Annotated in this window: 25 protein-coding genes; 12 read left to right on the top strand and 13 right to left on the bottom strand. The window is 68.9% G+C overall.

Annotated features, from left to right (window positions below; all coding sequences use genetic code 11):
• Positions 1 to 65: 65 nt before the first annotated feature.
• The 5 genes from M2282_RS05675 to M2282_RS05655 all read left to right on the top strand — a co-directional run bounded on the left by M2282_RS05675 (position 66) and on the right by M2282_RS05655 (position 5,170).
• Positions 66 to 836 carry an IclR family transcriptional regulator domain-containing protein gene (locus tag M2282_RS05675; protein ID WP_042579964.1) on the top strand — a complete coding sequence of 257 codons (771 nt, stop codon included), beginning with the start codon at positions 66 to 68 and terminating at the stop codon, positions 834 to 836.
• Positions 837 to 1,058: 222 nt separating this feature from the next.
• Positions 1,059 to 1,718 carry a response regulator transcription factor gene (locus M2282_RS05670; RefSeq protein WP_280807812.1) on the top strand — a complete coding sequence of 220 codons (660 nt, stop codon included), beginning with the start codon at positions 1,059 to 1,061 and terminating at the stop codon, positions 1,716 to 1,718.
• 172 nt (positions 1,719 to 1,890) lie between these two features.
• A complete protein-coding gene (locus tag M2282_RS05665; RefSeq protein ID WP_280807811.1) occupies positions 1,891 to 3,252 on the top strand; it encodes an ATP-binding protein in 1,362 nt (453 codons plus the stop codon).
• Positions 3,253 to 3,325: 73 nt separating this feature from the next.
• Positions 3,326 to 4,810, top strand: a complete 1,485-nt coding sequence (locus M2282_RS05660) for a Do family serine endopeptidase (protein ID WP_280807810.1) — start codon at positions 3,326 to 3,328, stop codon at positions 4,808 to 4,810.
• Between the two features lie 18 nt (positions 4,811 to 4,828).
• A complete protein-coding gene (locus M2282_RS05655; protein WP_280807809.1) occupies positions 4,829 to 5,170 on the top strand; it encodes a hypothetical protein in 342 nt (113 codons plus the stop codon).
• Positions 5,171 to 5,176: 6 nt separating this feature from the next.
• On the opposite strand, the gene M2282_RS05650 is transcribed toward M2282_RS05655, so the two are convergent.
• The 3 genes from M2282_RS05650 to M2282_RS05640 form a co-directional block, all read right to left on the bottom strand.
• Entirely contained in the window at positions 5,177 to 7,129 is a 1,953-nt protein-coding gene (locus M2282_RS05650) for a sensor histidine kinase (protein ID WP_280807808.1), read from the bottom strand.
• Positions 7,071 to 7,754 carry a response regulator transcription factor gene (locus M2282_RS05645; protein WP_280807807.1) on the bottom strand — a complete coding sequence of 228 codons (684 nt, stop codon included), beginning with the start codon at positions 7,752 to 7,754 and terminating at the stop codon, positions 7,071 to 7,073. The genes M2282_RS05650 and M2282_RS05645 overlap by 59 nt, the downstream gene beginning before the upstream one ends.
• Positions 7,755 to 7,862: 108 nt before the next feature.
• Complete coding sequence (locus tag M2282_RS05640) at positions 7,863 to 8,846, bottom strand: helix-turn-helix transcriptional regulator (protein ID WP_280807806.1); 984 nt, start codon at positions 8,844 to 8,846, stop codon at positions 7,863 to 7,865.
• A gap of 89 nt (positions 8,847 to 8,935) precedes the next feature.
• Here M2282_RS05640 and M2282_RS05635 point away from each other — a divergent pair, with 89 nt between their 5' ends.
• Positions 8,936 to 9,340, top strand: coding sequence for a GFA family protein (locus M2282_RS05635; protein WP_280807805.1), 405 nt, complete (start codon positions 8,936 to 8,938; stop codon positions 9,338 to 9,340).
• Between the two features lie 16 nt (positions 9,341 to 9,356).
• Here M2282_RS05635 and M2282_RS05630 read toward each other — a convergent pair whose 3' ends face one another.
• From M2282_RS05630 to M2282_RS05610, 5 genes are read right to left on the bottom strand one after another with little or no spacing between them, the layout of a single operon-like run.
• A complete protein-coding gene (locus M2282_RS05630) occupies positions 9,357 to 10,046 on the bottom strand; it encodes a substrate-binding domain-containing protein (protein ID WP_280807804.1) in 690 nt (229 codons plus the stop codon).
• 4 nt (positions 10,047 to 10,050) lie between these two features.
• Positions 10,051 to 11,040: a Bug family tripartite tricarboxylate transporter substrate binding protein gene (locus M2282_RS05625; protein ID WP_280807803.1), complete on the bottom strand. Its 990-nt coding sequence runs from the start codon at positions 11,038 to 11,040 to the stop codon at positions 10,051 to 10,053.
• Entirely contained in the window at positions 11,037 to 12,344 is a 1,308-nt protein-coding gene (locus M2282_RS05620; RefSeq protein ID WP_280807802.1) for a gallate dioxygenase, read from the bottom strand. The genes M2282_RS05625 and M2282_RS05620 overlap by 4 nt, the downstream gene beginning before the upstream one ends.
• Positions 12,345 to 12,355: 11 nt before the next feature.
• Positions 12,356 to 13,054, bottom strand: a complete 699-nt coding sequence (gene ligK / locus M2282_RS05615; RefSeq protein WP_280807801.1) for a 4-carboxy-4-hydroxy-2-oxoadipate aldolase/oxaloacetate decarboxylase — start codon at positions 13,052 to 13,054, stop codon at positions 12,356 to 12,358.
• Positions 13,055 to 13,057: 3 nt separating this feature from the next.
• Positions 13,058 to 14,086, bottom strand: coding sequence for an amidohydrolase family protein (locus M2282_RS05610; RefSeq protein WP_280807800.1), 1,029 nt, complete (start codon positions 14,084 to 14,086; stop codon positions 13,058 to 13,060).
• 157 nt (positions 14,087 to 14,243) lie between these two features.
• On the opposite strand from M2282_RS05610, the gene M2282_RS05605 reads away from it, so the two are divergent.
• Together M2282_RS05605 and M2282_RS05600 are read left to right on the top strand one after the other, a co-directional pair.
• On the top strand, positions 14,244 to 15,494 hold the full coding sequence (locus tag M2282_RS05605; RefSeq protein ID WP_280807799.1) for a LysR family transcriptional regulator: 1,251 nt from the start codon (positions 14,244 to 14,246) through the stop codon (positions 15,492 to 15,494).
• 83 nt (positions 15,495 to 15,577) lie between these two features.
• A complete protein-coding gene (locus M2282_RS05600) occupies positions 15,578 to 15,925 on the top strand; it encodes a GFA family protein (RefSeq protein WP_280807798.1) in 348 nt (115 codons plus the stop codon).
• Between the two features lie 45 nt (positions 15,926 to 15,970).
• Here M2282_RS05600 and M2282_RS05595 read toward each other — a convergent pair whose 3' ends face one another.
• Genes M2282_RS05595 through M2282_RS05580 form a run of 4 tightly spaced genes read right to left on the bottom strand, consistent with a single transcriptional unit; the run spans position 15,971 to position 19,053 of the window.
• Entirely contained in the window at positions 15,971 to 16,726 is a 756-nt protein-coding gene (locus M2282_RS05595; protein ID WP_280807797.1) for a molybdate ABC transporter substrate-binding protein, read from the bottom strand.
• Between the two features lie 38 nt (positions 16,727 to 16,764).
• On the bottom strand, positions 16,765 to 17,235 hold the full coding sequence (locus M2282_RS05590) for a group II truncated hemoglobin (RefSeq protein ID WP_280807796.1): 471 nt from the start codon (positions 17,233 to 17,235) through the stop codon (positions 16,765 to 16,767).
• An 11-nt stretch (positions 17,236 to 17,246) separates the two neighbouring features.
• Positions 17,247 to 18,149, bottom strand: a complete 903-nt coding sequence (locus tag M2282_RS05585) for an alpha/beta hydrolase (protein ID WP_280807795.1) — start codon at positions 18,147 to 18,149, stop codon at positions 17,247 to 17,249.
• Position 18,150: 1 nt separating this feature from the next.
• Positions 18,151 to 19,053 carry a LysR family transcriptional regulator gene (locus M2282_RS05580; RefSeq protein WP_280807794.1) on the bottom strand — a complete coding sequence of 301 codons (903 nt, stop codon included), beginning with the start codon at positions 19,051 to 19,053 and terminating at the stop codon, positions 18,151 to 18,153.
• 116 nt (positions 19,054 to 19,169) lie between these two features.
• On the opposite strand from M2282_RS05580, the gene M2282_RS05575 reads away from it, so the two are divergent.
• Both M2282_RS05575 and M2282_RS05570 read left to right on the top strand, forming a co-directional pair.
• The gene (locus M2282_RS05575) at positions 19,170 to 20,183 is read left to right on the top strand and encodes a zinc-dependent alcohol dehydrogenase family protein (protein ID WP_280807793.1); all 1,014 of its coding nucleotides are present in this window, start codon (positions 19,170 to 19,172) and stop codon (positions 20,181 to 20,183) included.
• A gap of 143 nt (positions 20,184 to 20,326) precedes the next feature.
• Complete coding sequence (locus M2282_RS05570; RefSeq protein ID WP_280807792.1) at positions 20,327 to 21,328, top strand: AraC family transcriptional regulator; 1,002 nt, start codon at positions 20,327 to 20,329, stop codon at positions 21,326 to 21,328.
• Here the strand turns inward: M2282_RS05570 and M2282_RS05565 are convergent.
• On the bottom strand, positions 21,325 to 22,512 hold the full coding sequence (locus M2282_RS05565) for an ABC transporter substrate-binding protein (protein ID WP_280807791.1): 1,188 nt from the start codon (positions 22,510 to 22,512) through the stop codon (positions 21,325 to 21,327). The two genes, M2282_RS05570 and M2282_RS05565, sit on opposite strands and share 4 nt — an antisense overlap.
• A 190-nt stretch (positions 22,513 to 22,702) precedes the next feature.
• Between M2282_RS05565 and M2282_RS05560 the strand changes: the two genes are divergently transcribed.
• On the top strand, positions 22,703 to 23,962 hold the full coding sequence (locus M2282_RS05560; protein ID WP_280807790.1) for a dienelactone hydrolase family protein: 1,260 nt from the start codon (positions 22,703 to 22,705) through the stop codon (positions 23,960 to 23,962).
• On the top strand, positions 23,959 to 24,924 hold the full coding sequence (locus M2282_RS05555) for a PDR/VanB family oxidoreductase (protein WP_280807789.1): 966 nt from the start codon (positions 23,959 to 23,961) through the stop codon (positions 24,922 to 24,924). Before M2282_RS05560 ends, M2282_RS05555 begins: the two co-directional genes overlap by 4 nt.
• Positions 24,925 to 24,937 lie beyond the last annotated feature (13 nt).

Here is a 24,937-nt window from a genome sequence, read left to right as displayed (position 1 = left end):
AGGCACTGTGCGATCATGCGAACGCGTGCGCGATGATCGCGCAACACTTCGAAAACACACCCCGAATGACCATCGCCAAAGCCGATTTCATCGAAGGCATCGCCAAGGGAATGGCGGTGCTCGAAAGCTTCGACACCGAGCGCCAGCGCCTCAATGCCACGCTGGCCGCCGAACGCGCCGGCCTCACGCGCGCCGCCGCCCGGCGCCATCTGCTGACGCTGGCCCACCTCGGCTACCTGGAGACCGACGGCAGCTATTTCTGGATGGCGCCCAAGGTGTTGCGCTTCTCGGGCAGCTACCTCGCTTCGTCGCGCCTGCCGCGCGCGCTGCAGCCCACGCTCAACCGGCTCGCGGCGCAGACCGGCGAATCGTTCTCCGCGGTGGTGCTCGATGGCGAGGAGGTGGTCATCGTCGCGCGCAGCGGCAGCTACGGCACACCGACGCGCGTGCTGGCCTACGGCCTGCACCTGGGCGCGCGGCTGCCGGCGCATGCGACGTCCACCGGCCGCGTGCTGCTGGCGGCCATGCCCGCCGCCCAGCTCACCCAGTGGCTCAAGGGCCGGCACCTCGCACGGCTGACGCCGCACACCGTCACGCAGGCCCGGGGCCTGCGCCAGCTGATTGCCCGCACGCGCAAGGACGACTATTGTTTTGCCAGCGAGGAGCACGAGCTCGGGGTGCAGGCGCTCGCGGTGCCGCTGCGCGACATGCAGGGTCACACGGTGGCTGCGCTCAACGTGGTGCTGTCGGGCACGCGCTACCAGGAAGAAGCCCTGCAGCGCGAGATGCTGCCGCTCCTTTTCGAGGCCGCCCGCGAAGTCCGCTCGCTGCTCTGAGAGGCTGAGAGGCAATCCGACATGACCGCTCATCCCCCGCAAATGCCCCTACTCTGCGTTGCAAATGCTCGCCATAACCCGAGCTATGGCTGTGCTTTGCGCCTTGATTGGAGGCATTTGCGGGGGCTGCGCGGTCACGCCGAATTGCCTCTCAGCCTCTGAACTGAACTTCGCCGCAGCCACTGCCTCGAATCCCGCAGACCGGACAACGGAACACACAACATGCGACTCCTGCTTCTCGAAGACGACGTGATGATCGGCGAGGCCGTGCTCGACCTGCTGCGCGCCGAGCAATACGCGGTGGACTGGGTGAAGGACGGCGAGGCCGCCGAATCGGCCCTGCGCACCCAGCAGTACGACCTGGTGCTGCTCGACCTGGGCGTGCCGCGCCGCGACGGCCTCGAAGTGCTGCGCAGCCTGCGCGCCCGCAAGCAGCGCATGCCGGTGCTGATCGCCACCGCGCGCGACTCGGTGCAGCAGCGCATCGAGGGGCTCGATGCGGGCGCCGACGACTACGTGCTCAAGCCCTACGACCTCGATGAACTGCTGGCCCGCATCCGCGCCTTGCTGCGCCGCGCGGCGGGGCGCGCCGAGCCGGTGTACGAGCACATGGGCGTGAGCATCAACCCGGCCACGCGCGAGGTCACCGTGGCCGGCCAGCCGGTGGTGCTGTCTGCGCGCGAATGGGCGGTGCTCGAGCCGCTGCTGGCGCGTCCGGGCATGGTGCTCTCGCGCGCCCAGCTCGAAGAAAAGCTCTACAGCTGGAAGGACGAGATCAGCAGCAACGCGGTCGAGGTCTATGTGCATGGGCTGCGCAAAAAGCTGGGGGCGGAATTGATCCGCAACGTGCGCGGGGTTGGCTACATGGTGCCCAAGGTATGAGCGCGAACTCTTGCTCCCTCTCCCCTCGGGGAGAGGGTTGGGGTGAGGGCGTGGGCCTTCGCACGCGCACTGTCTCCGCCATCGCCGTCGGCCCTCGCCCCGGCCCTCTCCCCAAGGGGAGAGGGGGCAGGAGCCGACCTGCGAGCGGGCACCAGGGCATGGAGGTGGTGCGATGAACGGCTGGCGCTGGGTGACCGGATCGCTGCGCGCGCGCCTCCTGTGGTTCCTGCTCGCGGCCATCGTGCTGGCCGCGGGCGCCCAGGCCATCGTGGCCTACCGCACGGTGCTGCACGAGGCCGACGAGATCTTCGACTACCACATGCAGCAGATGGCGATGTCGCTGCGCTCGGGCCTGCCGCCCAGCGCGGCCGTCGGCGGCATCGGCGGCGGCGAGCAGAACTTCGACTTCGTGGTGCAGGTGTGGACCGCCGACGGCGTGCGCGTCTTCGAATCCGCCGACCAGGCCGCGCTGCCGCAGCTCGCGGTGCTGGGCTTTGCCGACGTGCGCGCGCGCGGCACCACCTACCGCGTGTTCTCGATGCAGACGCGCGGCCTGGTGATCCAGGTGGCGCAGGACATGGCGGCGCGCCGCAGCATGGCCGGCACGCTGGCGCTGCGCACCATCGCGCCGGTCGCGCTGATGGCGCCGCTCCTGATGCTGGTCGTGTGGTGGGTCGTGAGCCGGTCGCTCGCGCCGGTGGCGCGCGTGAGAAAGCAAGTGGCATCGCGGCAGGCCGACGATCTTTCGCCGGTGAGCGAGGAGGACCTGCCCGAAGAGGTGCGCCCGCTGGTGCAGGAACTCAACCTGCTGTTCGGCCGCGTGCGCCATGCCTTCGATGCGCAGAAGCACTTCGTCGCCGATGCCGCGCACGAGCTGCGTTCGCCGCTCGCGGCACTGAAGCTGCAGGTGCAAGGCCTGCAGCGCGCGCACGACGATGCGGCGCGCGACCTCGCAGTGAGCCGGCTGGTCGCGGGCATCGACCGCGCGACGCGGCTGGTCGAACAGATGCTCGCGCTGGCCCGGCATGAGGCCAGCATGGCGGCCGGTGCGAAGCCGGAGCCGGTCGATCTGGCCGAAGTCGCGCGGCTTGCCATCTCGGATGCTGTCGCTGCCGCGCAGGCGCGGCGCATCGACATCGGCGTGGCGCATGCCGACGCGGCAGTGGTCAAGGGCCAGCCCGAGGCGCTGCGCATGCTGCTGCGTAACCTGCTCGACAACGCGGTCAAGTACACGCCCGAGGAGGGCCGTGTCGACATCGGCATCGCGAAGCTCGGCGATGCCATCGAACTCAGCGTGGACGACAGCGGCCCCGGCCTGCCCGAGGCCGAGCGCGAGCGCGTGCTCGACCGCTTCTACCGTTCGGGCGAACCGCAGGCGCCGGGCAGCGGCCTGGGGCTGGCGATCGTCAAGTCGATTGCGGAACTGCACGGTGCGACGGTGACGTTGGAAAAGTCCCCCAGTCTCGGCGGGCTGCGCGTGCGCGTGGTGTTCGCGCCCTCCCCCAGGGGCAAAGAGGGCGTGAATCCCGTTTAAGCCGCGCTTAAGCCAGCGCAACGACATTCCTTTCATCGTGTTTTGCGTCCCACGCAATGAAAGGAACCGACAGATGAACACCCGACTGACTTCCCCCCGCGCCCTGGTGATCGCCCTGGCAAGCGCCGGCGTGATCGGTGCCATCGGTGCCGGCGCCTACACCAGCGCCGTGAGCGCCCCGACCAACGCCACCCCCATCGCTGCCGCCCCCGCGATGGTGACGCTGCCCGACTTCTCGACCATCACCTCGCGCGACGGCCCCGCCGTGGTCAACATCAGCGTGACCGGCACCATGAAGGCGTCGGACGACGAAGCCGCGGCCGAGATCCAGGGCGTCGACCCGGACGATCCGATGTTCCAGTTCTTCCGCCGCTTCCAGGGCCAGATGGGCCCGCGCGGCCAGCAGCAGCAACAGCAGCGCGACGTGCCGGTGCGCGCGCAGGGCTCGGGCTTCATCGTCGACGCCGGCGGCATCATCATCACCAACGCCCACGTCGTGAAGGACGCCAAGGAGGTCACCGTCAAGCTGACCGACCGCCGCGAATACCGCGCCAAGGTGCTCGGCGCCGATGCCAAGACCGACATCGCCGTGCTGAAGATCGATGCGAAGAACCTGCCCGTGCTCGCGCTGGGCAACACCAAGGACCTGAAGGTCGGCGAATGGGTGCTGGCCATCGGCTCGCCCTTCGGCTTCGAGAACACGGTGACGGCCGGCGTCGTGAGCGCCAAGGGCCGCACGCTGCCCGACGACAGCTACGTGCCCTTCATCCAGACCGACGTGGCGGTGAACCCCGGCAACTCCGGCGGCCCGCTGCTCAACACGCGCGGCGAGGTGGTCGGCATCAACTCGCAGATCTACAGCCGCAGCGGCGGCTACCAGGGCGTGTCGTTCGCGATCCCGATCGACGTGGCCGTGCAGGTGAAGGACCAGATCGTCGCGACCGGCAAGGCCTCGCATGCGCGCCTGGGCGTGGCGGTGCAGGAAGTGAACCAGGCCTTCGCCGATTCGTTCAAGCTCGACAAGCCCGAAGGCGCGCTGGTCTCGAACATCGAGAAGGGCGGGCCCGGCGACAAGGCGGGCCTGAAGGCGGGCGACGTGATCCGCAAGGTCGACGGCCAGGCCATCGTTTCGTCGGGCGACCTGCCCGCGGTGATCGGGCAGCAGGCGCCGGGCAAGAAGGTCACGCTCGAAGTGTGGCGCCAGGGCGAACGCCAGGAACTGCAGGCCAAGCTCGGCGATGCCAGCGACAAGCCGGCCCAGGTCGCGAAGGCCGACACCGGCGCGGGCCAGGGCAAGCTGGGCCTGGCACTGCGCCCGCTGCAGCCGCAGGAGAAGCGCGAGGCCGGTGTCGAGAGCGGCCTGCTGATCGAAGACGCGGCCGGACCCTCGGCGCAGGCCGGCGTGCAGGCCGGCGACGTGCTGCTGGCCATCAACGGCACTCCCGCGCAGAGCCTGGAGCAGGTGCGCGAGGTGGTGGCGAAGGCGACCAACAAATCGGTGGCGCTTCTGATCCAGCGCGGCGAAGACAAGATCTTCGTGCCGGTGCGGATCGGCTGATCCACAGGCACCCGCCGGATGAAGTCGCCAGACCATTTGCCTCTGGTCGTGGTTCAGGAACGCGCGGCGGCCAACGGCCTCTCCGCGCACATCCTGCCCACGTCGGCCACCATGATCGGCGTGTGCATGACCGTCATGTCGATCGGCCACCTCGGGCCGCGCGGCGACATGCGGCTGGTGATCGACCGGCTGCTGGCCGTCGACGCGCTGGTCTTCCTGGCCAGCGCGTTGCTGTCTTTCATGTCGATGCGTTCGCGCCGCGCGGGCGTGCGGCTGGAGGCCTGGGGCGAGATGGTGTTCATCGCCGGCCTCGGGCTGCTGGCGCTGGGCGCGGTCGCGCTGGCGTTCTCGCTGCGCTAGTGTTCTTCAGGTCAGGGCACAGGGCCATTCCAGCCGCACGCGCGTGCCGCCACCGGCTTCCGCGTCCGCCGGCTCTATCTCCAGCCGCGCGCCGATGGCCTGCGCGCGCGAGCGCATGTTCGCGATGCCATGGCCCATCGGCCTTCCGGCTGCATCGGCCCCGCCGCTTGTGACGGGCAGGCCGCGTCCGTTGTCGGTGAGCACGATGCGCACCAGCGGCGGCGATTCGTCCCCGTGCCAGCTCACCTGCATCACGATGCGCGTGGCGGCCGCATGCTTGAGCACATTGGTGAAAGCCTCCAGCAGGATGCGCTGCAACTGCAGTGCCGCCTGGGCCGCGAAGGGTGCGACGGCGGGAATGAGGCCCACGTCCCAGACCAGCTCGATGCCGGCCGCATCCAGCCGCGGCTGCAGCCGGTAGCGCAGCGTGGCCAGCACGGTGGAGAGGTCGTCCTGCGTGGGCTGCAGCGAATCGACCGCCATGCGCATCTCGTCGAGCGCGAGCTTCACATGCTCCTCGACCACGCCACGGTCGGGCGAAGGCTGCGTCACCACGTTGAGCAGGCCCACCAGCTGCGAGCCGACGCCGTCGTGGATCTCCCGCATGATGCGCTGGCGCTCCAGCAGCACCGCCTGTTCCTGCTGTTGCAGGCGCAGGGACTCGAAGGCGCCGCGCAGCTGTTCCTCGCGCTCGGCGACGCGGGCCGCGAGGTTGGCGTTGAGCGCGCCGTAGTCGGCCACGGTGCGGCTGTAGCGCTCGACCACGAGGCCGGCCAGGATCATCACGAAGAAGAACATCGCATGCGGCGTGAGCGTGTAGTAGGCGCCGCCGAAGAGGCCCATGCGCACCAGCAGCAGGTCGTGCGCGCCGGCCAGGATGGCGAGCGTGCCCGCCGCCATCAGCACGGCCGCGATGCGCCGCCGCGCCACGAACGCACCGTGGATCACGTAGGGCAGGCAGACGATGCTGGTCAGCTGCAGGACGACCAGGCCGGCGGTCCACAGCGTGGGCCTGGCGAGCGCGAAGGAAGCGCAGGCCAGCGTGACCGACAGCGCCAGCGCCCCGTAGATCGAGCGCACCAGCCACGGCGGGTTGCGATCCAGCACCAGCAGCACGAAGCGCGCGATGAGCCCGATGTGGCAGGCATAGCAGACCGCCACCAGCGCGCCCCAGAGCGGCCAGGGCACCGGCACTTCGGGCCAGACGCGGTCGAGGTTGCGCGTCACGCCCGAGAGCGCGGCCAGCGCGAAGCAGCCGTAGAGCGCATCGCGCTGGCGCAGCCACAGGCCGCCGGCCAGCCCGCCCATCAGCAGCAGGCTCACCGCGTACACGATGGCCGAGTTGTTGCGCCAGTTCTGCTGCGTGCGGTAAAGCGAGGCGAGCGGCGCCTCGGCGCCGTAGCGGATGCTCGCGAGGCCGCCGCCGCGCTGGCGCTGCAGCGTGGTCCGGATCACGAGCTGCTGCGGCTGGCTGCTGCGGTGCAGGGCCGCGGCGACCGACACCAGCTGGGAGCCCTTGGCCGCGTCGTAGGCGGGGTTGCCGAGGCTGCCGAAGCTCGCAATCAGCGCGCCGTCGAGCGAGACCGCCACCTGGTTGCCCACGCCCGAGAACAGCAGCGCCGCGGGCCCGCCCTCGGGCACGGCCACGGCCGGGAGTTCGATGCGGTAGCTCGCCTTGCCGCCGCGGCCGGGAAATGCGTGGTCCCACCGGAAGGGCAACTGCACCTGGCGTACCTCCGGCGGCAGGCCGTCGGGTTCGAGCGTGGCCTCGGCGAAGCGCACGTCCATGCCGTCGGGCAGGCTGCCGGCTGCATCGGCCGGGCGCGCATGGCCCGTGGCGCACGGCAGCAGCAGCGCAAGGATCAGCAGCAGCCGGTGCAGGCCCGCCCGCCGACCTGCCTCAGGGAAGCCAGCCCAGGTTGCGGGCTTCGAACACAGCTTCCGATTTGTTGTGCACATCCAGCTTGCCGTAGATATTGCGGATATGGGATTGGACCGTCGACGCAGAGACTCCCATCTGCACGCCGACTTCGACATAGGTGAAACCACGAGACACCAGGCCGAGCACCTCCGACTCGCGCGGCGACAGGCGCTCGGGCACCACGAGGGAGCGGGCACCGGCACCCTGGGGCTCCGGGCCGCGCGGCGGCGCTTCCGTACGGGTCTGCCAGCGCCGCAGCAACTGCCGCGCGATCACGGGCGACATCGGCGAGCCGCCCGCGCGCAGGTTGCGGATGTGGGTGGCGAGGTCGGCCTCGGTGCCATCCTTGAGCAGGTAGCCGCTCGCGCCGGCCTCGAAGGCCTGGACCATGTTGGCCTCGTCGCCGAAGATCGACAGCACCATCACCGCGCAGGCCGGCTGCATGCTGCGGCAGCGGCGAATCACCTGAAGGCCGGGCAGGTCGGGCAGGCCCAGGTCCACCAGCAGCACCTCCACCGGGTTCTCGCCCAGCCAGCGCAGCATGTCCACGGCGTTCGCGGCGCTGTAGGCCAGCGCGAGCGAAGCGTCGGCACCAATGACTCGCCCGATGCGCTCGCGCACGCCGGTGTCGTCTTCGACCAGCGCGACCTGCGTGGTCGTCATGGCATGGGGCCGCGTGCGAGGCGCATGAACGGGTTCCAGAGAAAGGAGAGAGGGCCGGTGGCGAGCCTCCAGCCTACGGGCCGGCGCGGCGCTTGCCCATCCTATAGATCAGGGAGGCGACCGGCTGGTTTTCATGGCGCGCGCCGCGACCTTGCCCAGCCGGCCTGCGACCAGCGCGAGGTGCTCGGCCAGCGCTGGCGGCGACTCCACCTCGAAGTCATGCCCCAGGCAGCCGAGCCACACGGCCAGCGCGTCGAGCGAATTGGCGCCGGTCGTGATGCGCGTGGCCGAACCGCCCTCCAAGGCTTCCGGCGTGCCGCCCACCCAGCCCAGGTGCGCTTCGAGCGACTTGGCCGGTGCATGCACCACGACGCTCGCGTGGTGCAGAAAGGGCGAGACCCGCAAGGCCTGCGCCATGTAGGCCGCCACATCGCCCAGCGGCAGCCGGCGCGGCGTGAAGCGCATGCCGGTCGGCACCGGCGCCACGATGCGGTCGAGGCGGAAGGTGCGCCAGTCGTCGCGCGCCGTGTCCCACGCCAGCAGATACCAGCGCTGACCCGACTGCACCACGCGGTGCGGCTCCACCGTGCGCGCGGTGGCCTTGGCGTGGTGGTCGCGGTAGTCGAAGCGCAGCTCGGCCCGGTCGGTACAGGCTTCGGCGAACAGCGTCACTGCCTTCAGCCGCACTTCCGACTTGCCGCGCGCGAGCGGCACCACCGACGCGCGCACGCTGTCGAGCCGGCGCCGCAGCCGTGGCGGCATCAGCAGCTCCAGCTTGGCCAGCGCGCGCATCGAGGCGTTCTCGATGTCGCCCTTGCCGTCGCTCGGGTTGCCCAGGCCCAGCGCCACTGCGATGGCCTCTTCGTCTTCCAGCAGCAGCGGGGGCAGGGCGCTGCCCGCGCCGATCCGGTAGCCGCCGGCCACACCCGATGTCGAGTCGACCGTGTAGCCCAGGCTGCGCAGGCGATCGACGTCGCGGCGCAGCGTGCGCTCGGTGATCTCGAGCCGCCCCGCGAGCGCCGAACCGGTCCACGCGCGCTGGGCCTGGAACAGGGAAAGAAGCCGGATCAGGCGTGCGGAGGCAGACAGCATGGCCCGCATGATGCCTCGGATCGAGGACAGGATATGTCCGCAATGGGTCGTAGCCTTGGATTCCTCACCACCGTTCCAAGGACATTCCCATGAAGAAGACATACAACGGCAGCTGCCACTGCGGCAAGGTCCGTTTCCAGGCCCTGATCGACCTGGCCGAAGGCACCGGCAAGTGCAATTGCTCGATCTGCATGAAGGCCCGCGGCTGGGGCGCCGTCATCAAGCCTGAAGACTTCACCTTGCTCTCGGGCGAACAGGACCTCTCGAGCTACCAGTTCGGCTCTTACAGCGCCGAGCACCTGTTCTGCAAGACCTGCGGCATCAAGTCGTTCGGCCGCGGCAACGTGCCGGAGATCGGCGGCGCGTACGTCAGCGTGAACGTGACCTGCCTGGACGACGTGACGCTGGAGGAGCTTTCGACCGCGCCGGTGCGCTACATGGACGGGCGCAACAACAACTGGTTCGAAGTGCCGGCCGAGGTGCGCTACCTCTGAGAAGGCGCGCGGCAGCTCAGGCCGGTTCCATGCCGTGCCGGCGCTTGGCTTCGGCGCATTCCGGTGAGGCGAGAAAGCCGAGCAGGGCGCGCACCGCGTCCGGCCGCGGGGTGTCGATGACAGGCGCGGCCGAGAAGGTCGTGAGGATCTGGATTTCCTGCGGCAGGGGGCCGAGCAACTGGATGCCTTCGACGCCGATCAGCTCGCTCATCTGCTGGAACCCCAGCGCAGCCTCGCCGCGAGCGACCAGCGAACCGACGGGCACGCCCGGCGGTGCCTGCACCAGGCGGCCCCGGATCTCGTCGGCAATGCCCCAGCGCTCGAACAGCGCGGCCAGCGCGACGCCGCTCGGGCCCGTTGAATAGGCGATGCCCGTGGCGTTCTGCACGGCATTGCGCACCGCTTCTTCGGTGGCGATGTCCGGCCGCCCGGCACCCGCGCGCACCGCCACGCCGACGCCCGAACGAACGATGTCCACCTTGCCGCCCGCATCGAGCTTGCCTGCCGCGATGAGCTTGTCGATCGCCTCCGAGGCCAGCACCACCACGTCGAAGGCTTCGCCCGCGGCCACGCGCCGCGCCGCGTCGACGCCGCCCACCGACAGGAACGAGACCGGCACGCCGGTGCGCTGCGCGTAAGCGGCCGCGAGTTCGTCGAGCAACCCGCGGGTTGCCATCGAGCAGATGCCCTGGATCGGCGTTGTCATGGCGTCAGTCCGGCTTGATGTTCGCTTCGCGGATCAGCTGGCCGTAGCGCGCCGCATCGGTCTTGAGCAGCTTCTCGAATTGGGCGGTGGGCCCCGGCAGCGGGACGCCGCCCGCCGCGGCGAGCTGGTCGCGCACCTCCTTCGATTCGAGCGCCTTCTGCACCGCCTCGTGCAGCTTGGCCAGCACCGGCGCAGGAAGCCCCGCCGGCGCCACGAATCCGTACCAGACGCTGGCCTCGAACCCCGGATAACCCGACTCGGCCACCGTCGGCACACCCGGCAGCACCGCGGAGCGCTCGGTGCTCATCACCGCCAGCACCTTCAGCTTGCCGCCCTTGACGAGCGGAAGCACTTCGAGCGCGTTGACCGCCACCACGTCCACATGCCCGCCGAGCGCGTCGGTGATCGCCTGCGCGCCCCCCTTGTAGGGCACGTGGCTCAGCTTGAGGCCGGCGGTGTGCTGGAACAGTTCCATTGCCAGGTGCGGGGTGGCGCCGTTGCCCGGGGTCGCGACGGTCACGCCGCCCGGCTTGGCCTTGGCCGCGGCCACCAGCTCGGGCAGTGTCTTGATCGGCGAACCTTCACGCACCGCGAACACCACCGGCACGCGGCCGACCGATGCGATCGGCGTGAAGTCGCGGTCGAGGTCGTAGGGCGCGGGCTGGTACATCGACGGGTTCACCGCGAGCGCATTGGCCGCCAGCAGCAGGGTGTAGCCATCGGGCGGGCTCGAGGTCAGTGACTTGATCGCGATGTTGGTGCCGGCGCCGGGCTTGTTCTCGACCACCACAGGCTGGCCGAGGATGGCCGCCATGCGCTGGCCGACGGAGCGCGCGATGGCATCGACCGCACCGCCGGCGCTGTAGCCGACGAGGATCTTCACCGGCCTGGAAGGGTAGGCGTCTGCTGCGACTGCGGGCACCGAGGCGCCGAGCACGAAGGGGGCGGTCAGGGCCAGGGTCAGCAGCCGGCGGCCGAGGGAGCGTGTGTTCATTGCTTGGATAAGGAAGAGGACTGTGCATCCCAGGTTTGCGGCGCGGCATCCTTGCCGGCCACCGAATACAGCGCGCCGGGCGCGTTGCGTGTCTGCTGGAATGCCTCCAGCGATTGACCGCGCATGGCGGCATAGATGTGCAGGTTCGATACGCCGACGACCGCGCCGAGCTTTTCCAGCATGAAGAAGATCACGCCGTAGTGGATGAGCCCGCGCCAGTCGCGCTCGCGCACCAGCGTGCGCTCCTGCGGTGTCAGCGCCGCGGCATCGAACGCCGCTTCTTCGTCTGCAAGGAAGCGGGCGCGATGTTCGGGCCGCGTCATGCCATGCAGGAACTTGTTGAGGCGATAGGCGCGCACGCTGGTCTCCAGCGTGAACGGGTGCGTACCTTCGAGCGCCTCGATGCCCGTCAGCTGCTCTTCGATATGGCGCCGGTGCCGCTGCACTTCGCCCGCGACCGGCGGGCTCGCGAGGTTCTCGTAGACGGCGGTGGCGATGCCCGTCATCGACGGCAGGTAGTAGCTCTGGTGCGTCTTGCGGATGTTGGACGACAGCGCGCCGCGCATCACCAGCCACATGATCACTTCCGCGCCTTCCATGCCGCCGAGCGTGGCGAGCTCGGCCTGCGTCATCTCGGTGAGGCGCACGGGGTCGTTCTCGATCAGGTCGAGGAACTGCGCGTCCCACGCGGTGTTGTTGAAGCCCGCGCGCTCGCCGTGCACCTGGTGCGACAGCCCGCCGGTGGCGACGATGGCCACCTTCAGGTCGTCGGGGTAGCTCTCGATCGCGCGGCGCAGCGCCTGCCCGAGCCGGTAGCAGCGCCGCGCCGACGGCACGGGCGACTGCAGCACGCCGACCTGCAGCGGGATCACCGGCACGGGCCATGCGGGCTCGTGCGGGCACAGCAGCGACATCGGCGAGAACACGCCGTGGTCTAGCGCGCGGTCCTGGAAGAAGGACATGTCGAACTCGTCGGCTACCAGCGAGCGTCCGATGTGCTGCGCGAGCGCCGGGTGGCCCGCCAGCGACGGCAGGTCGCGCGCGCCGCCGCCTTCGTCGGCCACCGCATGCCGTTCGCCGACACCGAGCGAAAAGGCCGAATAGTGGTCGAAGAAGAACGAGCTGACGTGGTCGTTGTAGATGAAGAAGAGCACATCAGGCCGGCGCTCCGCGAGCCAGCGCTGCACGGGCTCGAAGGCCTCGAAGATCGGCGCCCACACGGGGTCCTGCTGCTTCTTCCTGTCGTACGCGAAGCCGATGGTGGGCGTGTGGGAGCACGCGACGGCGCCGATGATGCTAGCCATGGCTGTTTCCTTCAGTCGATGTAGCGAAGGCCCGCCTTGGTCAGCGGCTCGCGCATCGCGTACATGTCCAGGCCCAGTTCGCCTGCGGCGAATCGCTCGCGCTTGGCGGTCTCGTTGGCCTCACGCGCCTCGGCCGCATCGGCCACCTGCTGTGCACGCGCGGCCGGCACGACCACCACGCCGTCGATGTCCGCCACGATCACGTCGCCCGGCTGCACCAGTGCACCCGCGCACACCACCGGCACGTTGACCGAGCCGAGGGTCGCCTTGATGGTGCCCTTGGCGTGGATGGCGCGGCTGAACACGGGGAAGCCCATCGCGTTGAGGTCACGCACGTCGCGCACGCCGCCGTCGATCACCAGGCCCTTGCAGCCGCGCGCCTTGAACGAGGTGGCCAGCAGGTCGCCGAAGAAGCCGTCGGTGCTGTCGCTGGTGCAGGCGGCGACCACCACGTCGCCGGGCTGGATCTGCTCGGCAGCGACATGCAGCATCCAGTTGTCGCCGGGCTGCAGCAGCACGGTGACGGCCGTGCCGCAGAACCGCGCGTCGGGGTGGATGGGGCGGATGCGCGGCTGCATCAGCCCGAGCCGGCCCAGCGCTTCATGCACGGTCGAGACGCCGAAGCGCGAGAGCTTTTCGACAGCGGCCGCGTCGGCGCGCGCAATGCTGCGATGGACGACGCCGAGCTGTTGTTGAAGGGTGTTGGACATGGGTCAGAGGCCTTTGGCGATGAGTGCGCGATCCAGGCGCGGATAGACGCGGCGTGCGTTGCCTTCGAACACCTTGTGGCGCGTTTCGGCATCGAGCATCGGCGTTGCGTCGATGTAGCGGCGCGTGTCGTCGTAATAGAAGCCCGTCTCCGGATCGATGCCGCGCACCGCGCCGATCATCTCGCTCGCGAAGAGGATGTTGTCCACCGGAATCACGCGCGTGAGCAGGTCGATGCCCGGCTGGTGATACACGCAGGTGTCGAAGAAGATATTGTTGAGCAGGTGGTCTTTCAGCAGCGGCTTCTTCATCTCCTGCGCGAGCCCGCGAAAGCGCCCCCAGTGGTAGGGCACCGCGCCGCCGCCGTGCGGGATCACGAAGCGCAGCGTCGGAAAGTCGGTGAAGAGGTCGGAGGTCAGGCACTGCATGAACGCGGTGGTGTCCGCGTTCAGGTAGTGCGCGCCGGTCGTGTGAAAGCAGGCGTTGCAGCTGGTGCTCACGTGCACCATCGCCGGAATGTCGTGCTCGACCATCTTCTCGTAGAGCGGATACCACTGGCGGTCCGACAACGGCGGCGAGGTCCAGTGCCCGCCCGAGGGGTCGGGGTTGAGGTTGATCGCCACGAAGCCGTACTCGCGCACGCAGCGCTCCAGCTCGGGAATGCAGCTGGCCGGGTCCACGCCGGGCGATTGCGGCAGCATCGCCGCGCCGATGAAGTGGTCGGGGAACAGCTCGCTCACCCGAAAGCACAGCTCGTTGCAGATCGCGGCCCAGGTCGACGAGGTCTCGAAGTCGCCGATGTGGTGTGCCATGAAGCTCGCGCGCGGGCTGAAGATCGTCAGGTCGCTGCCGCGCTCCTTCATGAGGCGCAGCTGGTTGCCTTCGATGGATTCGCGCAGCTCGTCGTCGCTGATCTTCAGGTCGGCAACGCGGGGTTTGAGCGCGGAGTCCTGGAGGCCCGCGATCTGCTGGTTTCGCCAGTTCTCCAGCGCCTTGGGCGCGGTGGTGTAGTGGCCGTGGCAGTCGATGATCATTTTTCTTGCAACCCGATCGGTTGTTGGCTCGGAGGTATCGAGTGTGGTTGCGGATGCCTTCGCCTGGGGTGAGTTCGGGTTGCTCTACCATCAGACTTTCTTATCGACAGGGTTTACCCGAGGGGTTGAAATGAGGGGTGCGCATCAACCAGACAAAGTGATCGGCAGCGCGCTCGCCATCAACCTGCGCCATCTGCGCGCGTTCTCGGCCGTGGCCGCCGCCGGCAGCATCGCCAGGGCTGCGGACGAGCAGCTGTACCGCGTTGCCTCGGGCGTCACGCGCTCCATCTCGGAACTCGAAGGCGTGCTGGGCCGGCCGCTGTTCGACCGCCGCGCGCGCGGCATGGCGCTCAATTCGTATGGCGACCTGGTGCTGGTGCGCGCGCGCCGCATCGAGCGCGAGTTCGAGGATGCGCGGGCGCAGCTTGTCGCGCGCGGCGGTATCGGCGCCGCCGCCGACGTGCCCTCGCTCTTCGCCTCGATCCTCAACGGCCGGCGCCTCGCGGTGGTCGCGAGCCTGGTGGAAAAGCGCAACATGCCGGCCGTCGCGCGCGAGTTCGGCATCACGCAGCCGGCCATCAGCAGCGCGTTGAAAGACCTCGAACGCGGGCTCGGCGTCGTGCTGCTGGAGCGCAAGGCGCGCGGGCTTTCACCGACGCCGGCCGGCGAGATCGTGGCTTTTCATTTCAAGCGCGTGCTGGCGGAGCTGCGCCACATCGGGCCCGACATCGCCGCGAGCGAAGGTACCCTGCAGGGGAGCGTGACCGTGGGCGCGTTGCCGCTGGGCCGCACGCAGATCCTGCCGCTCGCGATTGCCTCGCTGCTCGCGCGGCACCCCGGGCTGCACATCGCAACGGTCGAAAGCCCCTACGACGCCCTGGCCGCTTCGCTGCGCAGCGGCGACATCGACTTCATCCTCGGTGCGCTGCGCAGCCCCGCCGAGGCCAGGGACCTGCAGCAGCAAGCGCTGTTCGAAGACCGCATCTCGGTGATCGCGCGCGCCGGCCATCCGTTGGAGCATGCGAAACGCATCGACTTCGATGCGCTGCGGCAAGCAACGTGGGCGCTCTCGCGGCACAACACGCCGTCGCGCGAGTTGCTCGAACGCTTTTTCTCGTCGGCGCGCGAGGCGCCTCCGATTCCCGCGGTCGAGACCGGCGACCTCGCGGTGCTGCGCGGCCTGCTGCTGGAGAGCGACATGCTGACCGCGATCTCGCCGCATCAGCTGCGCTACGAGATCCGCGACGGCAGCCTGGTCGTGCTGGACTTTCCGCTGGACCAGACGCGCCGAGAGATCGGCCTGACGCAGCGGCAGGGCGCGTTTCCGTCGCCGGGGGCGAGGGCGTTGATGGAGGAGATCGCTTTGGTGGTGGCGCAGTCGCCCGATTTCCGCGTTGCGGCGCGCTGAGGTACGACGAGGTGCACGGGCCGCGCTTGCCATGGGCGCGGCCGGCTGCCATTCTTGCAGCCCCCACATGCCGGAGACACGACATGAAATACGAAGGAAGCTGCCACTGCGGCCGCGTGAAATTCGAGGCCGAGGGCGACATCGCCTCCGCCATGGCCTGCAACTGCTCCATGTGCCAGCGCCGCGGCTCGCTGCTGTGGTTCGTGCCGCGCGATGCCATGCGCCTGCTCACACCCGAAGAAAACGCGAACACCTACCTGTTCAACAAGCATGCGATCAAGCATCGCTTCTGCCCCGTCTGCGGCATCCAGCCGTACAGCGAAGCCACCAACCCCAAGGGCGAACCGATGGCGGCCATCAACATCCGCTGCATCGAGGGCATCGACCTGGAGGCCGTGCCCGTCACGCACTTCGATGGGCGCTCCAGGTGAGCCGGGCGGGCCGCACGCGCAGGCCGGTCGCACGGCACCTCGAAGTCAAGGCCCTTGCATGCCTTTGTGCTCGAGCACATCGCGCGCCTGGGTGCTGCCAAGCAGGGCGAGAAAGGCCTTTGCAGCCGCCGGTTCGCGCGGCGCGACCGCCATGGCGCCCGCATACACCGTGTAGTTCTGGATCTCGGCCGGAATCGGTCCCACCAGAACCGCGCCCGGCACGGCGAGGATTTCGCTGATCTGGTGAATGGCGATCTCCGCCTGACCATCGACCACGCGTTGCGCCACCAGGCCGTCGGGCACCAGAACAGCCTTGGCCTGGATCTGCGGCGCGATGCCCATCGTGGCGAACAACTGCGAGAGGTACACGCCGCTGGAGCCGCCGGCTGCCGGATCGATGTAGGCCACGGTACGCGCTGCCAGCAAGGCCTGCCGGAACGCAGCCACGCTGCCGATGTCGGGCGCCGGCGTGCCCTGCTTGACCGCGACGCCGATGCCCACACGCGCCAGCCGCGTCGCCGTGCCGGCATCCACCTTGCCGGCTTTGGCCAGGTCATCGAGGGCGGCGGGCGTCAACACCACCACGTCGAAAACTTCGCCTTTGCCGATGCGCCGCTGCAGTGCGCCGGCCGTGTCGTTGTCGACGACCAGCCGGTGGCCCGTCTCCTGCTCGAAGGCCGGCGCGAGCGCCGTGATCACGGGCTTGAACGCGCCCGCCGTCAGCACCTTGAGTTCCGCCGCCGACGCGCCGCCGCACAGGGCCATGAGCGCGAGCGACAACGAGATGAACGTTCTTCGCATGTGTTTTGCCTTCGACTTTTGCTGCGGTTCGATCGGGCTCATCCGCTGTAGGGGCCCTTGACCTCGCCCCAGCCCCACCGGGGCATCGGCGCATCGGCGTCCACGGTTGCGCCGGGCTGCGAGTTGATGACGGCGAGCCGCGATCCCCACTCCAGGTAGCCGACCAGCGCCGAGCGGAACTCGGGGTCGTCCGGCATCGCGAGTTCGTCCGCCGTCTCCAGCAGCAGCGCGACCCAGCGGCGGCGTTGTTCCTGCTGCAGATGGCGGTTCAGGTGCTGGCGGATCATGTGCGGATGGCCGCCATGGCTTTGCGAGTAGTCGGTAGGGCCGCCCAGCACTTCGGCCAGGAACGCGGCCACGTGCGCCGGATGCTCGCCGTCCATGTGCGCGAAGACAGGCGCGAGCAGCGGGTCGGCCTTCACGTTCTCGTAGAAGCGCGTGGTCAGTCGAGTCAGCGCCTCGATGCCACCTAGCCATTGGTAGAGGGTGGGGACTTCGGTGTCGGGCATGGGAGCAGCCTTCAGTCCTTGCGCACCACCCGCGCGATCCACGCCAGCAGCACGGCCACGACTTCATCGCGGTTGGTCTCGTTCAGCGTCTCGTGGCGTGCGCCGCCGAACACATGGCACGACACGTCGCGCAGGCCTGCGTCGCGGTAGCGCTGCACCAGCGGGTAGAACCATTCGGCCTTGTTGCTGACCGGGTCCTGGTCGCCGATGAAGAGGTACAGCGGCAGCTCGGGCCGGATGCGCGCCTGCATCGCGGCCGGCGTCAGCTCGTCGAGGTTCGCGAACATGGAGCCCAGCCCCTCGGCCGAGACCGTGAAGCCGCACAGCGGATCGGCGATGTACTTGTCCACCTGCGCCGGGTCCCGGCTGAGCCAGTCGAACGGGGTGCGCACCTCGGGGAGGGCGGCGTTCATGTCTTCGAGCCGGAAGCCGCTTTGCAGCGCCGTGCCCAGCAGGTCGAGCGCCGAGGTGCCCGAGAGCACCGCGCCCGACAGCAGTTCGCTGTGCCGCACCAGGTAGTACTGCGTGGCGAAGGAACCCATGCTGTGGCCGACGAGGATGAGCGGCAGGCCGGGGTGCTCGGCGCGCGCATGCCGGCTCAGCAGCGCCATGTCGTCCACGAGGCCGGCGAAATTGCGCGGGCCGAATTCGCCGAGCTCGTTGTTCGCTGAAGCGTATTTGCCGTGGCCTCGGTGCTCGTTTGCGTAGACGACGTAGCCGGCCTGCGTCAGCGCATCGGCGAGTGGGCGATAGCGCAGCGAATGCTCGCCCATGCCGTGCGCCAGCTGCACGATGGCCTGCGGCGTCCCAGCCTGCCAGCGGTGGGCTTCCACCGGGTGGCCGTCGTTGGCGGTGAGGTTGAAGTCTGTCTCGGTGCTCGGCATGCGGTCTTCTCCGTGGAAGGGGGTTGTCATCCTAATCGTTGAAGCTGCGCAGCATCGCCTTGCGCAGCCACGTCTCCGCCGAGTCCTTGTCCGTCACCGCGCGCCAGGCGAGCTTGATCTGGTAGCTCGGGCTTTCGAACGGCAAGGCCTCGAAGCGAAGCCCGCCCTGCGCGGACAGTGCGAGCGCCACGTGCTCGGGCACTGTGGCCACCAGATCGGTGCCGGCGAGCACGGCGGGGAGGCTTCCGAACTGCGGCACCGAGAAGGCCACGTCGCGCTGGCGCCCGATTTCGCCGAGCGTTTCATCGACGGTGCCGCACAGGTCGCCCGCATAGGTCACGAGCACGTGGCGCCGCCGGCAGTAATCGTCGAGCGAGAGCTTTCCGGGCGCGGTGTCGGCACGCAGCATGGCGAAGCGCGCCGTGCGGACCTTGCGCACCTTCGCATCGGCGGGCAGGTCCTTCAGGAAAGACATCACCGCGCTGACCTCTCCCTGCTCCAGGTAGCTCATGGCGTTGCGGTAGCAGACCGTGAGCGTCACCAGCTTGGCGCGGGGCACTTCGGCGCTCAGGGCGCGCAGCAGGCGCGGCAGCATCGCGATCTGCAGGTCGTCGGTGAGGCCGATGCGGAACACCGGTGCGGCGCGGGCGGGCTCGAAGTCGGCCTGTGCGCGGAACGTGGCTTCGATCTGCGCGAGTGCGGGGCCCAGGCCCTGCATCAAGGCCAATGCGCGCTCGGTCGGCTCCATCACGCGGCCCTGGCGCACCAGCAGCGGATCGCCGGTGAGTTCGCGCAGCCGCGCCAGCGCATGGCTCACCGCGGGCTGGCCGAGGTTCAGCCGCTCCGCGGCGCGGCTGACGTGGCGCTCCCGCATGAGCGCGGCCAGCACGGTGAGCAGGTTCAGGTCGATCCGGTTGAGTTCGATGGGTTTCATCGCAAGGCCTGTCGGTTATCGATTGCGCGCATAGCCGGTATCTCGCGAATCGATTTCCTCGATTGTCCTGCGGCTTCTAGATTCGTGCCATCGGTCATTCAAGAAGGAGATTTCCCATGGGCAAGATGGTCCGTTTTCATTCGTTCGGCGGCGCCGACGTCCTGAAGGTCGAGGAGGTCCCGACGCCGGCACCCGGCACTGGCGAGGTGCGCATCGCGGTAGAGGCCGTCGGACTGAACCGGGCCGATGCGCTGTGGCGCGAGAACCTGTACATCGAAGACGCGACGCTGCCTGCGGGCCTGGGCAACGAGGCCGCGGGCGTCATCGAGGCGGTCGGCTCAGGCGTCGAGGGGCTGAAGGCAGGAGACAAGGTCGCGGTGCTGCCGGGCGCGGGCCAGGGGCGGTATCCCACCTATGGCGAGAGCATCCTGTTGCCGATGGCGCATGTGGTGCGGTATCCCGGCAACCTCTCGGCCGCGCAGGCTGCAGGCGCCTACATGGCCTACCTCACGGGCTACTTCCCGATGTTCGAGATGGCGCAACTGAAGCGCGGCCAGACGCTGCTCGTGACCGGCGCTTCATCGGGCACCGGCATCGCGGCGCTGCAGATGGCGCGTGCGGCGGGCATCGTCGCCATCGCGGTCACGCGCACGGCTGCCAAGCGCGATGCGCTGCGCGAAGCCGGTGCGGCGCATGTGGTCGTGACGGACGACGAAGACGTGGTCGAACGCGTCCTGAAGCTCACCGAGGGCCGCGGCGTCGACCTGGTGTACGACGGCGTGGGCGGCGCGCAGGTCGAGCGGCTCGGCGATGTGGTCGCGCACCGCGGCTGGTACGTGCTGTATGGCCTCTCCGGCGGCGCGGAGTTCAGGTACCCGGTGATCGCGCAGTTCAGCAAGAGCTGGCGCTTCCACGTCTACAAGGTGCTGGAGCACACCGGCGCGGCCACGATGGGATTGCCGCGCGACGAGGCCGCGCTCGGCCGCGCACTGGCCTTCATCGACGCGGGCCTCGCGGACGGTGCGCTGCAGGTGCGCATCGACCGGACCTTCGCGCTCGACGACGTGGTGCAGGCGCACCAATACCTGGAGCGTGCGGGGCACATCGGCAAGGTGGTGCTCACGGTCTGAGCGGCGTCCGGGACGGCAAGCCGGGCAAGCTTCTTGCACGTCGGGGCAAGCCCCATGGCAGGAAGCGCGACCCGGCGGTAAATTGCGGGCACGCCCCCAGTGGCAAACAATGGTTTTCAACCACCTGACCCCCAGGAGTGCCCGTGGACGCATGGTCGAGCCAGCAGCTTTCTCCCTTGTACGGACGCGAGGTGTTCCGCTCGCGCGAGGCGGACGAGACCCATGCGCTGGTCGCCCATGAACTGAAGGACCACCGCAGCGTCTGGGGTCGCGGCAAGGTCGATTCGGTCTTCTGCCGCGCCGAACTGAGCGCACTGTCGCTGTGCATCCTGCGCTATGGCTGCGACGTGGACATCGAGCCCGATGCGTTGGGCAACTTCGTGCTGGTACAGATGCCGCTGCGCGGCCATGCCGAGATCCACACGGGCGGGGAGACGCTCCACATCCATCCGGGGCAGGGCGCCGTGGTGTCGGCGCACAAACCGGTGCGGCTGCGCTGGCATGCCGACTGCGAGCAGCTGATGCTCAAGATCGAACTGGGCCGCCTGCAAGAGGTGGCGCGCCGCGCCTTCGGCACGCGCCATGCGGACGAGGTGGGCGAGATCGACTTCGACATGCCGCTGCGGCTGGACGACGCCGCCGGCACGCAGTGGTGCCGCATGGTGGCCAACCTCGCTTCGCTGCTGCCCTCGGCGAGCGACAGCCCTTCATACGATCCGCGTTGGCTCGCACACTGCGAAGACAACCTGATGCTTTATCTGCTGTGCCATCGGCCCAACTCGGTGCGGAGACAGCACGATGCGCTGCGCCTCGGCTCGGAGGCGGCCAGCCTCGGGCAGCTGCGGCGCGCCGAGGAGTTCATGCGCAGCCGGCTTGACACGACCGTGTCGCTCGAAGAGGTGGCAGAGGCCGCGGGCGTGACGCGGCGCATGCTGGCGCTGCTCTTCAGGCGCCACCGCGACCTGTCGCCGATGGAGGTGCTGCGCAACATGCGGCTGGATGCCGCGCATGCGCAGCTCGCGCGCCACGACGGCGCGAGCGTGACGCAGATCGCACTCGACTGCGGCTTCTCGCACCTGAGCCGCTTCGCCGCCTGCTACCGGGAGCGCTTCGGCCAGCTCCCGCGGGACACCTCACGTCACTAGGACTTCATCGCGCACTTGGCGGCCGAGCTGTCCTGGTAGTTCTGCAGCACCGTGCCGATCACCTTGTTGGTGATGCGTCCGCTGGCGTCCTTGCCGATCACGCGCAGGTAGTAGTTCTGGATGGGGAAGTTGTTGGCACCGTAGCTGAAATCGCCGCGCACCGACTTGTACCTCGCGGCCTTGATGGCCTTGAGCAGCGCGGGCTTGTCGGCCACCTTGCCGCCGGCATCGCGCACGGCCGCATCCATGGCCATCAGCACGTCATACGCCTGGCCGGCATAGAACGACGGATTGCGCCCGTTGTTCTGCTGGCGGAACTCGGCCACGAAGCGCTGGTTGGCGGGGTTGTCCAGGTCGTAGGACCAATGCGCGGTGTTGAACAGCCCGAGCATCGGCTCGCCCACGGCGGGGATCATGTCCTCGTCGGCAGAGAAGGCGGTGGAGATCAGTGCCACGTCTTTCGACAGCCCCGCGCCGACGAACTGCTTGATGAAGCTCACGCCCATCGCGCCGGGCAAAAAGAAGTAGAGCGCGTCCGGCTTGCTCGCGCGGATCTGCGCGAGCTCGGCCGAGTAGTCGAGCTGGCCGAGCTTGGTGTAGAGCTCGTCGCCCACACCGCCCTTGAAGTTGCGCTTGAAGCCGTTGACCGCGTCCTTGCCGCCGGGGTAGCTGGGTGCAATGAGCGCGACCTTCTTGAAGCCCTTGTCGCTGGCGAACTTGCCCGCGGCCTCGTGGTACGCATCGTTCGGGTACGACGCGCCGAAGAAGTAGGGGTTGCACTTGGCGCCCGAGTAGTCGCTGGGGCCGGTGTTGCTCGACAGATAGGGCACCTTGGCTGCGAAGAGCGGCGGGCCGACGGCGAGCGCGACGGACGAGCCCACAGGGCCGGTGAACAGGTCGATCTTGTCGCGCAGCAGCATGCGCTCCACCACCTGTCGGGCGAGGTCGGGGTTGCCGGCGGTGTCGGCCTCGACGAACTCGACCGGCACGCCGCCCAGCTTGCCGTTGAGCTGCTTCATCGCCACCGTGAAGCCGGCCTTGGCCTCGGCGCCGCCGACGGCGAACGGGCCGGAGAGGTCCATCGCGATGCCTACCTTGACCGGCTGGGCCTGTGCCTGCGAGAGCGATGCGCCGGTGACGACGGTGAAGGCCAACAAGGCCGTTCTGATGCTTGCCTGCGACATGAGAGATCTCCTCTGGAGGGATTCGGTTGCGTGGGGGGTGAATGCAATGCGGGTCGGAGTCTGCGTGCCGCCATGGCGGCGGGCTATCCGTTTCCTGCAGCGACGTTGCTTGCAAGAAGTGGACAGACATCGGGGGAGGGCGCTGCCCAGAATTGCGCCGCAAGCCCCATCACTTCGAAAGACACCCACGATGAGTCAGTACATCGACATCCCGGCCGGCGACGGCCGCAGCTTTCGCGGCTACCTCGCACTGCCAGCTTCTGGCAGCGGCCCCGGCATCGTGCTGTGCCAGGAGATCTTCGGCATCAACGACTACGTGCGCGAGGTGGCCGACCTCTACGCCGAGGAAGGCTACGTGGTGCTCGCACCCGACCTCTTCTGGCGCATGGAGCCCAATGTCGACCTGGGCTATTCGCCGGAAGACTGGCAACGGGCCTTCGGCTTCTTCCAGAAGTTCGACATCGATGCCGGCATCGCCGACGTCACCGCGAGCGTGAAGGCGCTGCGTGCGCACCCGGCCTGCACCGGCAAGGTGGGCGCGCTGGGCTATTGCCTCGGCGGCAAGCTGGCGTATCTCGCGGCCGCGCATTCGGGCGTGGATGCGGCGGTGGGCTACTACGGCGTCGGCATCGAGGCTGCGCTGGACCTGGTGCCGAAGATCGAATGCCCGATTGCGCTGCACTTCGCCGAGCTCGACAAGTTCTGCCCACCCGAGGCCCGTGCCCAGGTGCTGGAGGCCTTTGCGGGCAAGGCCGGCGCGCAGATGTACGTCTACCCCAGCGTGGACCACGCCTTCGCCCGCACCGGTGGCGACCATTTCGACAAGCCTTCCACGCTCATGGCGCACCAGCGCTCGATGGCACTGTTCAAGGCGGCCATCGGGCCCGTGTACGACCTGTCGGCGCTCTGGGACAAGCACTGTGAGTACGAGTTCGCCACGCGCGACGTCGTCGCCACCATGGGCACGATGGTGAGCGAGCCGTATGTCAACCACATTCCGACGATGACCGGCGGCGTGGGTGCGAGGGAACTGTCGCGCTTCTACAAGCACCACTTCATTCCGACGACGCCGCCCGACACGCGGCTCACGCCCATTTCGCGCACCGTGGGCGCGACGCAGATCGTGGACGAGATGCTCTTCTCTTTCACCCACACGGTGGAGATCGACTGGATGCTGCCGGGCATCGCGCCGACCGGCAAGCCGGTGGAGATTCCGCTGGTGGCCATCGTCAAGTTCCGCGGCGACAAGCTCTACCACGAGCACATCTACTGGGACCAGGCCAGCGTGCTGGTGCAGATCGGCCTGCTCGATGCCAAGGGTCTGCCGGTGGCCGGCGTCGAGACCTCACGCAAGCTGGTGGACGAGACCTTGCCTTCGAACACGCTGATGCCGCGCTGGTCGAAGTCGAACGGCCTCAGCATCGCCGACCCCGCGCTGCCGCTCGGATGACGCAGGGCGCAGACATGCTGGCGCTGGTCGTGGCCTCGGTCACGCCGCTCACGCCGGCCATCAAGGCGTTCGTGCTGCGGCCGGCGAATGGCGGCGACCTGCCGCCGTTCGCACCGGGCGCGCACCTGAGCGTGCAGGTGGCGCATTCGAGCGGGCAGCGCGCGTATTCCCTGGTTCGCCCGCACGATGGCTCCGGCAGCTACGAGATCGCCGTGCTGCACGAGCCGCAGGGCACGGGCGGCTCGGCCTGGATGCACGGGCTCGCGCCCGGCGCGGTGCTGGCTGCGCACCCGCCGCGCAACGACTTCGCCCTGCACAAGGATGACAAGGGCGGCCAGCAGCCGCTGCTGGTGGCAGGCGGCATCGGCATCACGCCGCTGCTGTGCATGGCGCGCGCGCTGGCCGCCGAGGGCCAGGCCTTCGACTTCTTCTATGCGACGCGCAGCGAAGAAGCGACCGCCTACCTGGACGAAGTGCGAGCGCTCGGCGGCACGGTGGTGCACGACGGCGGCGACCCCGCGCGCGGCCTCGACCTGCGCGCACTGCTCGCGGCGCCGCAGGGCGGTCGCCACCTGCATGTCTGCGGCCCGCGCGGCATGGTGCAGGCGGTGGTCGACACCGCTCGCACGCAAGGCTGGCCCGACGACCACGTGCACTTCGAACTTTTCGCCGGCGCGCTCGCAGAGGCCGGCGACACGCCGTTCGAGGTGCGCACGCTGCGCTCGGGCAAGACGCTGACCGTGCCGCCCGGCCAGAGCCTGCTCGACGTGCTCATCGCCGCCGGGCTCGACCCGATGTACGACTGCCGCCAGGGCGACTGCGGCGTGTGCGCCGTCGACGTGGTGGAAGGCGTGCCCGACCACCGCGACCATAACCTGAGCCCGCGCGAGAAGGCGGGCGGCAAGACCCTGTGCACCTGCGTGTCGCGCGCCAAGACGCCGCACCTGGTGCTCGACATCTGATGACGCTTCAGGA

Origin of the sequence: Variovorax boronicumulans, assembly GCF_029892485.1 — a bacterium.
GTDB lineage: Bacteria > Pseudomonadota > Gammaproteobacteria > Burkholderiales > Burkholderiaceae_C > Variovorax > Variovorax boronicumulans_B.
The sequence above is the reverse complement of the archived record's forward strand: the minus strand, read 5'-3'. Positions and strand labels throughout refer to the sequence as shown.